The organism is Aeromonas sp. S8(2024) (genome assembly GCF_041403085.1).
Taxonomy (GTDB): domain Bacteria; phylum Pseudomonadota; class Gammaproteobacteria; order Enterobacterales; family Aeromonadaceae; genus Aeromonas; species Aeromonas dhakensis.
Genome location: NZ_JBGLRF010000007.1, coordinates 178232 through 190359, shown reverse-complemented (window position 1 = coordinate 190359; position 12128 = coordinate 178232). Strand labels below are relative to the sequence as shown.

Here is a 12128-nt window from a genome sequence, read left to right as displayed (position 1 = left end):
ATAGCGCAGTGGAACCACCTGACCCCATGCCGAACTCAGAAGTGAAACGCTGTAGCGCCGATGGTAGTGTGGCATTCGCCATGCGAGAGTAGGACACTGCCAGGCACCCAATTAAACGGTGATGTGCAAAATCACGTTACTGGCTGCGAGGATGACACCTCATAAAGAAGCGGCAAAAGCTTTAGCGAAAGCTAACCGAATGCGGAGCGGTAGTTCAGTCGGTTAGAATACCGGCCTGTCACGCCGGGGGTCGCGGGTTCGAGTCCCGTCCGCTCCGCCACTAAATTGAAAGGCCTTCCCTCACGGGAAGGCCTTTTTGCTATCTGGCTTTTGCAAACGGGATGAGGAAACAAGAGACAACCGCCAGGGCTGCGACTTGCCACTGGCAACTCGGTCCCTGTCTGTTGTCCTTTGTGCTTGAGCCGGACTCTGTCCGTCTCCCCGTCCGCTGTGCCACTAACAAGAAGCCCAGTCGACAGACTGGGCTTTTTTTCGTCTTATTTTCCCCGGATTACCTCTTTTCTCCTTACTCACTTCAGTAAAACACGCAGAGCCAGACGGTGGTCATGTCGGGATGGGTCCACTCGACCCTGTGCTTCTGGCGGGCAGGGATATTGATGTGATCCCCCGGACCCTGCTGGATCTGCTGCTATCTTTGTCTCTCTTGCCTGCAATGATATTAGGGGAGAAGGGCACTCCACTGAGTGTCCTGGAAGACTGCAGAGCGCCTCTATGCTCCGTCACGCATACGAAGTGCAGTTTGAATGCCTTAGTGCTTCTTTCAGGCCTTGAGAGAGGTCTTGTCGAAAGACTCAGTCAAGGCATGGGCGAGAGTGACGAGCAGCAGGAACAAGCGCAGGGAAGTGGCATGCACAACATCTGCAGCGTAAGTGATTTGATTGGGTTGCATCTAGTAAAAAGCGCAAAAAGAAAGGCTATGTCCCAATTACGTGTTGTATGGGGTGCCCTAGCGCCTCATGCAAACACATCTTGGTATTTACCTCCCTGCCGTAACGTTCCAGCATCCTGCGCCAGCCCAGATAATTCCTCAGGTAATGGGTCGCCACGCCATGGAATCGCTCCATCCACCCCTTCAACCGCCGGTGATATCCGTTCACATGCTGGATGTGGTATGCCCCGCGCTTGGCTGAAACTGGCATACACCCCTGCACCATCACTGCAGAGCACTGCATCGGGCGCGATGAGTGGCTGCAACACCGCTTTCACCGTCTGCGCATCCAGCCTTTCCAGCTGAAAGTCGGCTTGATGGCCCGCCCTGTCCTGCACCACCATCACCGGGATGTAATCCCGCCCGGTCCCCCGGGTGCGCCCTTTCCCGCCACGATGTCTTGCCGGGCGAGGCAACCCTCGCTGCCCCTTGAACGATTCGAGGAAGAAGGTTTCATCCACTTCCACGATGCCTTCTTCCCGTGTTGCCTGGTGGTTTGCCATCGCCTTCAGGAAGCGGTGACGCCACAAGAAGGCGGTGTTCTTGCAAACACCGCATCGGACGGCGGCCTGGCGGACAGTGAGCCCCTCAATGAGGGCCTGGGCGTAGTCCTCCCAATGCTCAGCCTTACGTAATCTGGCCAAAGGCGTCTTGGTGAGGAGGGAGCTGGTTCGCCGACACTGCTTGCAACGGTAACGACGCAGCCCACGGCTCCAGCCCCAGGGGGCTAGCTGGGTGGCATCCGCCTGACAGTGGGGACAGCCGCAGCATGTGGGTAACTGGGCATGGAGGGACGTAATCGGGTGTGGAGCGGCGAGCTCATGCTGAGCGACACGGCGCTGACGCAGAGTAAGTAATGGAAAGAGGGACAACAGGTGTTGGAAGGCTGGGGTATCCATGATGGAGGTCCTCATGGTGATGACCTACTTCCAGATTAGCCTTCCAACACATAATTGGGACAGCGCCAAAAGAAAAGGGGACGGCAGCTGCCGTCCCCTCGAGTCATTTCGTCCAGTCCCTGAACTGCAACGCTCCCTGCAATCCCTGACTTTATCCTGATCCTTCGGAATATCCCCTTCCCAATCCGTTGAGGTGTCCTGTGGCCATCCTAGCCTGGCAATCGATCCTGATTGCTGCACTCTCTCCATCCTGGAGGTGTCCGTTACCACATCCCGTGGTGTTCCTTGCGTCATCCTGACAGATAACCATCCGGGTTATCTCGCTTCATCCTGAAGCTGTCCTGCTCGCCTCCGGCGAGGTTCCTGTTCGTCCTGAAGAGCAACCATCCTGCTGCTCTGCCTCATCCCGAGGTGTCCTCAACCACGTCCCGCGGTGTCCTGTATTCCCTTTGATAACCATCCTGGCTATCGGCCTCATCCTGAGGTGTTCCCTGCCCACGTCCTGTGGTTTATTCCCTGCTTATGCGCTGCTTCTGCATCCTGCCGAATCAGCTTCGTCCTTGTGAGACCCATATTAAGGGAACCAGAGGGCAGAACAAGGGAGGATCCGGCGTTGTCGGCGTGATGGGAGCGCTTAAACGATCATGCTTGTGATAATAAATTCATATTAATCATGGTGTTAGTTTGTTTCATAGGAAAGCATAAGGATTCAAAGATGGCTTCGCGTACGGTTCGACACAGTGGCCTCTTACAGCGGCGATGGCTGATCTCTCACACGCAAAAACAGGGCGAAAACGATGGTAAAAACAGGCTCAATTCGGAGGGTAAGGCTTAAAAATTAGTTGAATAAATATGCTCAAAAAGAATACAAAAAGCCGGGCTTGGCCCGGCTTTTTGAGAAGGTGTCAGCTGACGCGGCTACCCGGTGTCGGATATGCCTTGCGCAAGGATTCTGGCGCCAGCACTTCCAGGTTCCCGCTCATGTTGTTGAGCCAGGTACGGAACTCCGGAGTGTCCTGCACCTCGGTTTCCACCACCACGCTGCGCTTGTCGTAACGGGTCATGCGCGGGTTGTGGCCGGGGATCTGGCCGTCGACCAGGGTTGGGCAGTTGGCATCGATGCGGCCGACGAAGCGGATCGGCCCGCTGACATCCTGGTACCCCTGATCGCGGATCAGTTTCTGGATATTGAAATCCTTCGGCTGGGTCGCGCTGAAGTTGGTCAGCTCCACGTTCTTGATGTGGTCGAACGGGATGCCGTAGACCTTGGGATCCAGCTCGGACAGGGTGCAGAGCAGGGTCGGCCCCTCCGCCTGGTTCAGAATGCCGAGCGGATTGATGCGGTCATAGCAGAGCCACACGGTGCGCTCCTTGATGACACGCTGGATCTCGGCGCTGAACTTGCGGCCACGCCACAGAGCATCGCGGATCAGGGTGCTGCGGCGGATCTCCGGGTTGCCGGCAAACGGACGCGGTGACTGGTGCACGCTTTCGAGCCAGCGTTCCGCCAGTTCGCTCTGGCTGTCACGGATCACCTGGCTGGCCTTGTCGACCAGTGGGTTCAATTCGGTCAGGACACTGGCGGGCAGCAGCTGGCTGGCCTGGTCGCTCCAGGTTTTCAGCGCCACTGCCAGCGACAGCGGCATGATGTTGGCAAAATCGTTGAGGCCATGGCGCTCGAAGCACCAGCCGTGTGGTTTGCTGCGTTCATCCGAGGTGAGATCGAACAACCCCATGCCGGACATCTCTTCCAGGTCCCGTTGCACGGTACGCAGACTGACATGAATGCCTTCTTCTTCCAGTTTTACCTGGAGTTGGCTGGCGGTCAGCTTGTAAGGGCGGTGCGGGATGCAACGCGCCAAGGTCAGTTGTCGTAACAGCTTCTTACTCATGGTGCATGCCTTCACTGGTTTAGCGTTGAGTGTATCCTAGCCATGCCTTGCGACAGTCTATGTCGCAAGTTTTGCTGCGACAACTGTCGCCATTTTCATACAAACCAAGCTAACTATATGATCACAAAAGAGAACGCTCTCTTTTCTGGCAGCAATTGAGGCTAAAAAATGATGAAAATTCGCCAAATGAAAGTGCTGTCTTACGGATTTGGTGCAGAAGAAAAAACAAAAATGATGGGTAAGCGCAGAATATGATGTGGAGGAGAGGGCTCTCCTCCACCGGGCGGGGATTTTTGCTGTCGGATCAGGCCAGCCAGGACCAGGCCGACTTGGTGATGGCGGCGCCCACCATGTAGCCGAATACCGCCAGAGCAGCGAGGCCGGCCACCAGCTTCTGGCTGCGCGCAGGGCGCTTGAGCGCCATGACGCCGAGGCCGATGTAAACCACCAGAGCGATCAGCTTGGCCATCAGCCAGGGTTGTTGGCCCGGGCTCATCTGCAGGGTCACCGCCAGCACTACCCCGAACAGCAACAGGAAGGTGTCGTTGACATGGGGCAGGATCTTCAGCCACTTCTGCTGCAGGCGGGCACTGCCCCCCAGGGCTAACAGCCAGCGATAGAGGAACAACAGCACGCTGACCAGCGCCAGCGTCATGTGCAGGTGTTTGAGCAGGGGGTAATAGGCAATCATATTGCTTCCTTGTCGTTGTCGGGCAGACCGCTGTTCCAGTTGTGGGCGTGAATGCGCTCCTGTCCTTCCTGATCGTCTTGCAGCAGATCGGAGAGGATGTCCCGGTATTGCAGGCTCTTGTTGATATAGGTGTGTTCGTCGTCCAGGTAGTTGACCTGCTCCCGCAGCAGCCAGTTGTCGTGCTGCTTGAAGGTCTGCCCGGCCCGCCAGGCCTGGTTGGCCCGAAAACCGAGCTGGGTCAGGGCTTCCACCCCCAGATCCACGGCGGAACCCAGGGTTTCCCGATACACGCTGCCCACGCCCTGGCGCAGGATCTCGTGAGCGTGGGGACGATCCTGGGCTCGCGCCAGTATCTTAAGGTGCGGGAAGTGTTTCTTCACCATTTCAATCACTTCGAGTGACGTCGCAGGGTCGTTGATGGAGAGCACCAGCAATTTAGCCTTGTGGGCACCGGCGGCGTGCAGCAGGTCGAGCCGGCTGGCATCCCCGTAGAACACCTGATAGCCATACTTGCGCAGCATCTCGATCTGGCTGGCATCCTGCTCAAGGATGGTGGTACCTATGCCGTGACCGTGCAGCAAGCGTCCCACGATCTGACCGAAGCGGCCGAAGCCGGCGATGATCACCGGGTGCTCCACCAGCTCCGGCTGCTCGTGCTGCGGGACCTCGCTCTGGTTGCGGTAGTCGAACCAGGGCTGGATCACCCGATCGTTGAGGATCAGCAGCAGCGGCGTCAGTGCCATGGAGAGCGCCACCACCAGGGTCAGCAGGGCGATGGTATTCCCTGGCAACACCCTGTTCTGGGCGGCGAACGAGAACAGCACGAAGGCGAACTCCCCCCCCTGAGCCAGCGCCAGCCCGAAGGTCCAGCGCTGGCTCGGCGAGATGCGGATGATGAAGCCAAGCGCCATCAACACCAGCCACTTGAGCAGCATCAGGCCGACCACCAGGGCCGGGATCAGCAGCGGATGTTCGGCAAACAGCCCGAAGTTGATGCCCGCCCCCACCGACATAAAGAAGAGGCCGAGCAGCAGCCCCTTGAACGGCTCTATGTCCGCCTCCAGTTCGTGGCGGTATTCGCTGTCCGCCAGCACCACCCCGGCGAGGAAGGAGCCGAGGGCGGGGGAGAGGCCTACCGATTCCATCAGCACGGCGATGGCGATCACCAGCAGCAGGGCGGCGGCGACGAAGATCTCCCGCATGTGGGACTGGGCGATGGCGCGAAACACCGGGCGCATCAGGTAATGACCCCCCAGCACGATGCCGGAGATGGCGGCCACCACCAGCAGGCCGTGTTGCCAACCGGCCAGCTCAGAGCTGCCACTGCTGGCCACCGGCGCGATGGCCAGCAGCGGCAGGATCGCCAGGATGGGGATGACGGCGATGTCCTGGAACAGCAGCACGGCGAAGGCGGAGCGGCCGCTCTCGCTCTGCATCAGTTTGCGCTCCTGCAGGCTCTGCAGCACGATGGCGGTGGAGGAGAGCGCCAGGATGAGGCCGATGGCCAGCCCCTGTTGCCAGGGCAGGCCAATGAGGTGGGCCACGCCGGTCAGGGCTGCCGTAGTGAGCAGCACTTGCAGGCCGCCGGTGCCGAGAATGGGCCCCTTCAGCTGCCACAGCAGCGCCGGCCTGAGCTCCAGCCCGACCAGAAACAGCATCAGCACCACTCCGAACTCGGCGAAGTGCATCACGTCTTTTTGCTCACCCACCAGCCCCAGCAGGAAGGGGCCTATGATGATCCCCGCCAGCAGGTAGCCGAGCACGGAGCCCAGCCCCCAGCGCTTGGCCAGCGGCACCGCGATCACCGCGGCGGAGAGGTAGATGAAGGCGTCGAACAGCAAACCGTGTCCCATCAGCGGATCCTCCGCGCCGTGGTGGAGGCCGATGAAGGCAGGCCGGGCTGGCGCCCGGATCGAGAGCGGGTCATGGGAGTACCTCCAGCAGATCGCGCAGATAGGGGGTGCCGCCGAGTTGTTCCGGGGTCAGCTGTTCGTCGCGCAGGGCGCACAGCAGCTGGCGATAGTCCTGGCCGCAGCGGCGCAGCGCCTCCGGGTCCCGGATCTTGTGAAAGGAGTGCAGCACGAACGGGGGCAGCCAGCTCATGCCACACAGCTGGGCCGTCTGCTGAAAGGGGAGCAGGAAGTCGAGCAGCGGGCGCTGGTTGTAGCCGGCGCTGCAGTAGGATTCGGGGGCACCACCGGTGGTGATGGCCGACAGCCACTGCTTGCCGTTGAGGGCGTGGGCTTCCGGGCCATAGGCGTAGCCGTACTCCAGCACCAGATCCATCCACTCCTTCATGATGGCGGGGCAGGAGTACCAGTAGAAGGGGTGCTGGAAGACGATGATGTCGTGTTCAGAGAGCAGGGCCTGCTCCCGCTTCACGTTGATGAACATGTCCGGGTAGTGCAGATAGAGGTCGTGCAGGGTGATGCCCTCCAGCCCGTCGATGGCCTGCAGCAGTTGCTTGTTGGCCCGGGAGCTCTGCAGCGCCGGGTGTGAGAAGATGACCAGAATGCGTTTCATGGGGTCCTGACCTGAAGAGGAGTGGATGCCGGCAAAAGATGCATTGCGCAGCGACGTTAGCAAGAAGCGCCGTAGCCCGCCAGCTCCGGGATCAGCTCGCGCAGCGCCGGATTGAGGGTCTGGTGGGCGGGATAGCAGAGGCCGATGCGCCGGAACATCCGGGGCCCGCTCACGGGCACGGTGCACAGACCCGCCTCGTCCTCCACCAGCCCGTCCGGCAGGAAGCTGATGCCGACCCCGGCCAGTACCAGCGCCATCACCAGCCCCTTGCTTTCGGCCTTGGCCACCAGATTGAGGGTGAGCCGATCACAGGCCAGCAGGCCTATGGTCTGCTGATGGGCCTCGCAGGGTGGGCACTCAATAAAATCATAATGTTGCAGCTCGGCCAGTTCGAGTTGCCGGCGGCCGGCGAGGGGATGGTCGCTTCGCACGCACAAGACATAGTCCTCCTCCCACAGCGGCAGAAAGATCTCGTCCTCCCGGCGCAGGGCATCCAGGGTCAGCCGACAGTCGGCAGGCGTCCCGTAATCGGAGAGGGTGAGATCCAGCTCGGGCAGCACCGCCTGCACCTGCTGCAGCAATCCCGCCAGCCGGCGCCGGCTGAGGTCCGGCATGATGGCAAGATTGAGCCGAGCACGCGTCGCCTTCTGGCGAAACAGCTCGGGCAGCCGACGGGCCTCCTCCACCAGCTTGACCGCGTGGGGATAGAGGTAGTGGGCCGGGTCCTTCGCCTCCACCCCCTTCTTGCCCCGAATGAACAGGCTGTCACCCAGGGTCTCTTCCAGCTGGCGCAGCCCCGCCGAGAGGGAGGGCTGGCTGACGTGGCAGCGTTCGGCCGCCGCCGTGATGTTCTTCTCTTCATAGATGGCGATGAAGAAACGCAGCAGTCTCAAATCCAGCATAAGCCCAACCATAGTTTTTTCAGATGATAACCAGCGGAAAACAATATTTATCACTGATGGATGCAGTGACTATAGTGATCCCGTTCCGTGCTGGCCAGCCGCTTGTTTGCTCAAACCGACTCTTGAATCAGAAGGAAAACATCATGTCCAAGCCTCTCATCGTGATCACCGGTGCCTCCGCCGGGATCGGTGCCGCCATCGCCCGCGCCTTCTCCGCTGCCGGCCATCCGCTGCTGCTGCTGGCCCGCCGGGTCGAGCCCATGCAGGCGCTGGGCCTGTCCGATACCCTCTGCATCGGGGTCGACGTGACCGACACCGCCGCCATGAAGGCCGCCATCCAGCAGGCCGAGGCGCAATTCGGTCCGGTCGGCTGCCTGGTCAACAACGCCGGCGTCATGCTGCTGGGCCAGGCCGACGTGCAGGACCCGGCCGAGTGGCAGCAGATGCTCAACATCAACGTGATGGGGGTGTTGAACGGTGTTCACGCCGTGCTGGCCGGGATGAAGGCGCGCCGCAGCGGCACCATCATCAACATCAGCTCCATCGCCGGTCGCAAAACCTTCCCGAACCATGCCGCCTACTGCGCCACCAAGTTCGCGGTGCACGCCCTGACCGAGAACATCCGGGAAGAGGTGGCCGATGTCGGCGTGCGGATGGTGACCATAGCCCCAGGCGCGGTGGAGACCGAGCTGCTCAGCCACACCACGGACGAGAGCATCAAGGCCGGCTACCACGACTGGAAGGATCAGATGGGCGGTGTCATTGCGCCCGAGGTGATCGCCGAGGCCGTGCTCTATGCCTGGAACCAGCCGGCCAATGTCTGCGTGCGCGAGATCGTGCTGGCGGCCACCCGTCAGCAACCTTGATGGGGGCTGACTGGAAGAGGGGGAGGGCTTGACCCTCCCCCTGGGCCAGGGGTTACCATAGGCCACCTTTCGTCAATGAGTCGTCTCATGGTTCTGACCCGTCGCCAACTCACTCGCGCCCGCCGCTGGCTCCCCCTGTGGAGTCTGCTGATGGTGCTGATGTCGTTTGGCAGCAGGGCGGCGACCGATCTCTGTACCCTGACGCCTCATTGCAGCCAGAGCGAACGCACCCTGGAGAAAGCCATGCCCTGCGGCAGCTTCACCTCGGCGCTCGCCATGACGGTGCTCAGCAGTGACAGCCTGACGGTTGCCATGCTGGAACCCGACGCCCCGGATTTCATCTCCCCTTCCCAGTTCATGCCGGATGTCCCGACCGACCGGCTGGAGCGTCCTCCCCGCACCCTGGCTTGAATCTGACCCCCGTTCCCGGGCATGTTTCATTCAATCTGAGGTGAGTTATGTACAAATCCCTGCTACTGGCCGTGCTGGCCGGTACCGTCAGCTTTTCTGCTCTCGCGGCCGAGAAGATGACCGTCTACAAATCCAAGTACTGCGGCTGCTGCCAGGCCTGGAACAAGCACATGGAAGAGAATGGCTTCGAGCTCGAGGTCATCGAAACCGAACAGCTTGCACCGGTCAAACAGCAGTACGGCATCACTCCGCAGCTGGCCTCCTGCCACACCGGCGTGGTCAACGGCTATGTGATCGAGGGACACGTGCCCGCCGCCGATGTGCAGAAACTGCTCAGGGAAAAACCGGCGATCCGCGGCCTGACCATTCCGGGCATGCCCCAGAGTGCTCCGGGCATGGATATTCCGGGTCAGCCCTATCAGGTGCTGAGCATCAGCAATGAGGGCGCGACCAGGGTCTGGTCGAGCTACCCCGGCTGATGAAGACTGGCCGTGAGCAGATACACTTCCATCATGTGAGGCACACCTGAGCGAGCCCGTGTCGCTCACGGTCAGGTATGGGGGCCGCCATCGCGAGATGGCGGCCCTTTTACATCCCGGCGCGGGAGAACTTGCAACTGAAGGCGACAAGGGGCAGATTGGTCCCCTGTCCAAGGAGCCAAGGCTCAGGTCCGCCAACCCTTTTAAAGCGCAAAGGATGCGACATGTTCACCTTTTCCCGAGGGCTTCTGCTGCTGGCTTGCCTGGCCGCCGTTCCCTGTTCATATGCCAATGATGAGTCCGCCATGCCCACACGCGACACCCAGATCCAGCCTCCCGTGGCCGCCAAACACCCCCATACCCTGAAAAAACACGGGGATACCCGGGTCGACAACTACTACTGGCTGCGCGATGACGAGCGCCAGAAACCCGAGGTGCTGGCCTACCTGGAGGCCGAAAACGCCTACACCGACGCCATGCTCAAACCGGTCAAGCCGCTGCGCGACCAGCTCTATCAGGAGATGGTGGCCCGCATTCCCCAGCAGGACGAGTCGGTGCCTTATGTGAAGAACGGCTATCGCTACCAGACCCGCTACGAGCCGGGCAAGGAGTACGCCATCTATTCACGTAGCAAAATTGGTGAAGAGGCTACAAGCCTGCTGCTGGACGGCAACCAGCGCGCCGAGGGCCACGAGTTCTACGCTCTGGGGGCGCTCGAGGTGAGCCGCAACAACCGCTGGCTGGCGGTGGCGGAAGATTTCCTCTCCCGCCGCCAGTACCAGATCCAGTTCTTCGATCTGGAGAGCGGCAAGTGGGCCGCCGACACGCTTCCGAACACCTCCGGCAATCTGGTGTGGGCCAACGACAGCAAGACGGTGTTCTACGTCCGCAAGCACCCCAAGACCCTGCTGCCCTACCAGGTCTATCGCCACGAGCTGGGCACGGATCCCGCCAAGGACACCCTGGTCTACGAGGAGAAGGACGACACCTTCTACGTGAGCCTCTATGCCACCACCTCGGAAGATTTCATCGTCATCGCCCTCTCCAGTACCACTACCGGCGAGGCGCGCCTCATTGATGCCAACGTGCCGACCCAGGCGCCGCGGTTGTTCCTGCCGCGCCAGGTGGATCACGAGTACAGCCTGGATCACTACCGCGGCCGCTTCTATGTGCGCTCCAACAAGGACGGCAAGAACTTCGGCCTGTACGAGACCAAAGAGAGCCCGGTGGAGCGCTGGAAGGCGGTGATCGCCCCCAATCCGGATGTGCTGCTGGAGAGCTATGCCCTGTTCAAGGAGTGGCTGGTGCTGGAGGAGCGCAGTCAGGGGCTGACCCGGCTGCGCCAGGTCAACTGGCAGAGCGGCGAGCAGAAGGAGATCGCCTTCGACGATCCCGCCTATGTCACCTGGCTTGCCTACAACCCGGAGCCGGACACCAGCGCCCTGCGCTATGGCTACTCCTCGATGACCACGCCGTCTTCCACCTACGAGCTCGACCTGAACAGCGGCAAGCGCACCCTGCTCAAGCAGCAGCCGGTGGCGGGCTTCAAGGCCGATCAATATGCCAGCGAGCGGCTCTGGATCACCGCCCGTGACGGCGTGGCCGTGCCGGTGTCGCTGGTCTATCGCAAGGACAAGTTCAAGAAGGAGGGGACCGGCGCAGGCACCAATCCGCTGCTGGTCTACGGCTATGGCTCCTATGGCGCCAGCATGGATCCGGACTTCAGCAGCGCCCGGCTGAGCCTGCTGGATCGCGGCTTCGTCTACGCCATCGCCCACATTCGTGGTGGCGAGGAGCTGGGCCGCCACTGGTATGAGGATGGCAAGCTGCTGAAGAAGCAGAACACCTTCAACGACTTCATCGACGTGACCGAGGCGCTGGTGGCGCAGGGCTATGGTGCCAGGGATCAGGTCTACGCCATGGGCGGCAGCGCCGGCGGCCTGCTGATGGGGGCCGTCATCAACCAGGCGCCCCAGCTCTATCGCGGCGTGGTGGCCCAGGTGCCCTTCGTCGACGTGGTCACCACCATGCTGGACGAGTCCATCCCCCTCACTACCGGTGAGTACGACGAGTGGGGCAACCCGAACCAGAAGCGCTACTACGACTACATGAAGGCCTACAGCCCCTACGATCAGGTCAAGGCGCAGGCCTACCCGAATCTGCTGGTCACCACCGGGTTGCACGATTCCCAGGTGCAGTATTGGGAGCCGGCCAAGTGGGTGGCCAAGCTGCGGGAGCTGAAGACGGATGATAACAAGTTGTTGCTGAGTACCGACATGGACGCCGGCCACGGCGGCAAGTCGGGCCGCTTCAAGGCCTACGAGGATATCGCGCTGGAGTTTGCGTTTATCCTGGATCTGGCCAAGCCAAAAGCATAAGTCACCAAGGTTGCAGCCCTTGCCAGACAAGGGCTGCAAAAGAATCTCCTTTCCCTCTTCCCGCCTGCCGTCCGGTAGCACAACCAATTAATCTTCGATCGGCAAATTAATGATCGGCTTCAAATTTCTGGCGACCGA

The 12128-nt window shown here is 60.8% G+C and carries 9 protein-coding genes, 1 tRNA gene, 1 rRNA gene and 2 pseudogenes; 6 read left to right on the top strand and 7 right to left on the bottom strand.

From position 1 onward, the window contains the following. A 5S ribosomal RNA gene (gene rrf / locus ACB031_RS18125) occupies window positions 1-105 on the top strand; the annotation flags it as partial. A gap of 98 nt (window positions 106-203) precedes the next feature. After that, a tRNA-Asp gene (locus tag ACB031_RS18120) sits at window positions 204-280 on the top strand. 255 nt (window positions 281-535) lie between these two features. On the opposite strand, the pseudogene ACB031_RS18115 reads toward ACB031_RS18120, so the two are convergent. From ACB031_RS18115 to ACB031_RS18085, 7 genes and pseudogenes are all read right to left on the bottom strand, one after another. Further along, window positions 536-649 (bottom strand): annotated as a pseudogene (locus ACB031_RS18115) (phosphoribosylaminoimidazole carboxylase); the annotation flags it as partial. Between the two features lie 286 nt (window positions 650-935). Continuing rightward, window positions 936-1848 (bottom strand): annotated as a pseudogene (locus ACB031_RS18110) (IS1595 family transposase). Window positions 1849-2753: 905 nt separating this feature from the next. Next, window positions 2754-3740 carry a YafY family protein gene (locus tag ACB031_RS18105; RefSeq protein WP_005308002.1) on the bottom strand — a complete coding sequence of 329 codons (987 nt, stop codon included), beginning with the start codon at window positions 3738-3740 and terminating at the stop codon, window positions 2754-2756. Window positions 3741-4044: 304 nt separating this feature from the next. Then, a complete protein-coding gene (locus tag ACB031_RS18100) occupies window positions 4045-4431 on the bottom strand; it encodes a SirB2 family protein (protein ID WP_010635416.1) in 387 nt (128 codons plus the stop codon). Further along, entirely contained in the window at window positions 4428-6284 is a 1857-nt protein-coding gene (locus ACB031_RS18095; protein ID WP_124250217.1) for a monovalent cation:proton antiporter-2 (CPA2) family protein, read from the bottom strand. The genes ACB031_RS18100 and ACB031_RS18095 overlap by 4 nt, the downstream gene beginning before the upstream one ends. A gap of 70 nt (window positions 6285-6354) precedes the next feature. Next, a complete protein-coding gene (locus ACB031_RS18090) occupies window positions 6355-6954 on the bottom strand; it encodes an NAD(P)H-dependent oxidoreductase (RefSeq protein ID WP_208201505.1) in 600 nt (199 codons plus the stop codon). A 56-nt stretch (window positions 6955-7010) separates the two neighbouring features. Next, the gene (locus ACB031_RS18085) at window positions 7011-7856 is read right to left on the bottom strand and encodes a LysR family transcriptional regulator (protein ID WP_371140016.1); all 846 of its coding nucleotides are present in this window, start codon (window positions 7854-7856) and stop codon (window positions 7011-7013) included. A gap of 143 nt (window positions 7857-7999) precedes the next feature. Between ACB031_RS18085 and ACB031_RS18080 the strand changes: the two genes are divergently transcribed. The 4 genes from ACB031_RS18080 (at window position 8000) to ACB031_RS18065 (ending at window position 11990) form a co-directional block, all read left to right on the top strand. Next, window positions 8000-8722 (top strand): SDR family oxidoreductase, encoded by a 723-nt coding sequence (locus tag ACB031_RS18080; RefSeq protein ID WP_336289746.1) that lies wholly within the window; start codon window positions 8000-8002, stop codon window positions 8720-8722. 87 nt (window positions 8723-8809) lie between these two features. Then, window positions 8810-9133, top strand: coding sequence for a hypothetical protein (locus tag ACB031_RS18075; protein ID WP_371140015.1), 324 nt, complete (start codon window positions 8810-8812; stop codon window positions 9131-9133). A gap of 47 nt (window positions 9134-9180) precedes the next feature. Then, window positions 9181-9612 (top strand): DUF411 domain-containing protein, encoded by a 432-nt coding sequence (locus ACB031_RS18070; protein WP_024942744.1) that lies wholly within the window; start codon window positions 9181-9183, stop codon window positions 9610-9612. Window positions 9613-9836: 224 nt separating this feature from the next. Next, a complete protein-coding gene (locus ACB031_RS18065) occupies window positions 9837-11990 on the top strand; it encodes a S9 family peptidase (protein ID WP_043170638.1) in 2154 nt (717 codons plus the stop codon). The last annotated feature ends 138 nt before the right edge of the window (window positions 11991-12128 follow it).

Excerpts from the sequence above, each read along its gene's own strand:
- ACB031_RS18075 (WP_371140015.1), top strand. The coding sequence starts at position 8,810 with ATGGTTCTGACCCGTCGCCAACTCACTCGCGCCCGCCGCTGGCTCCCC.
- ACB031_RS18090 (WP_208201505.1), bottom strand. The coding sequence starts at position 6,954 with ATGAAACGCATTCTGGTCATCTTCTCACACCCGGCGCTGCAGAGCTCC.
- ACB031_RS18085 (WP_371140016.1), bottom strand. The coding sequence starts at position 7,856 with ATGCTGGATTTGAGACTGCTGCGTTTCTTCATCGCCATCTATGAAGAG.
- ACB031_RS18105 (WP_005308002.1), bottom strand. The coding sequence starts at position 3,740 with ATGAGTAAGAAGCTGTTACGACAACTGACCTTGGCGCGTTGCATCCCG.
- ACB031_RS18100 (WP_010635416.1), bottom strand. The coding sequence starts at position 4,431 with ATGATTGCCTATTACCCCCTGCTCAAACACCTGCACATGACGCTGGCG.
- ACB031_RS18070 (WP_024942744.1), top strand. The coding sequence starts at position 9,181 with ATGTACAAATCCCTGCTACTGGCCGTGCTGGCCGGTACCGTCAGCTTT.
- ACB031_RS18065 (WP_043170638.1), top strand. The coding sequence starts at position 9,837 with ATGTTCACCTTTTCCCGAGGGCTTCTGCTGCTGGCTTGCCTGGCCGCC.
- ACB031_RS18080 (WP_336289746.1), top strand. The coding sequence starts at position 8,000 with ATGTCCAAGCCTCTCATCGTGATCACCGGTGCCTCCGCCGGGATCGGT.
- ACB031_RS18095 (WP_124250217.1), bottom strand. The coding sequence starts at position 6,284 with ATGGGACACGGTTTGCTGTTCGACGCCTTCATCTACCTCTCCGCCGCG.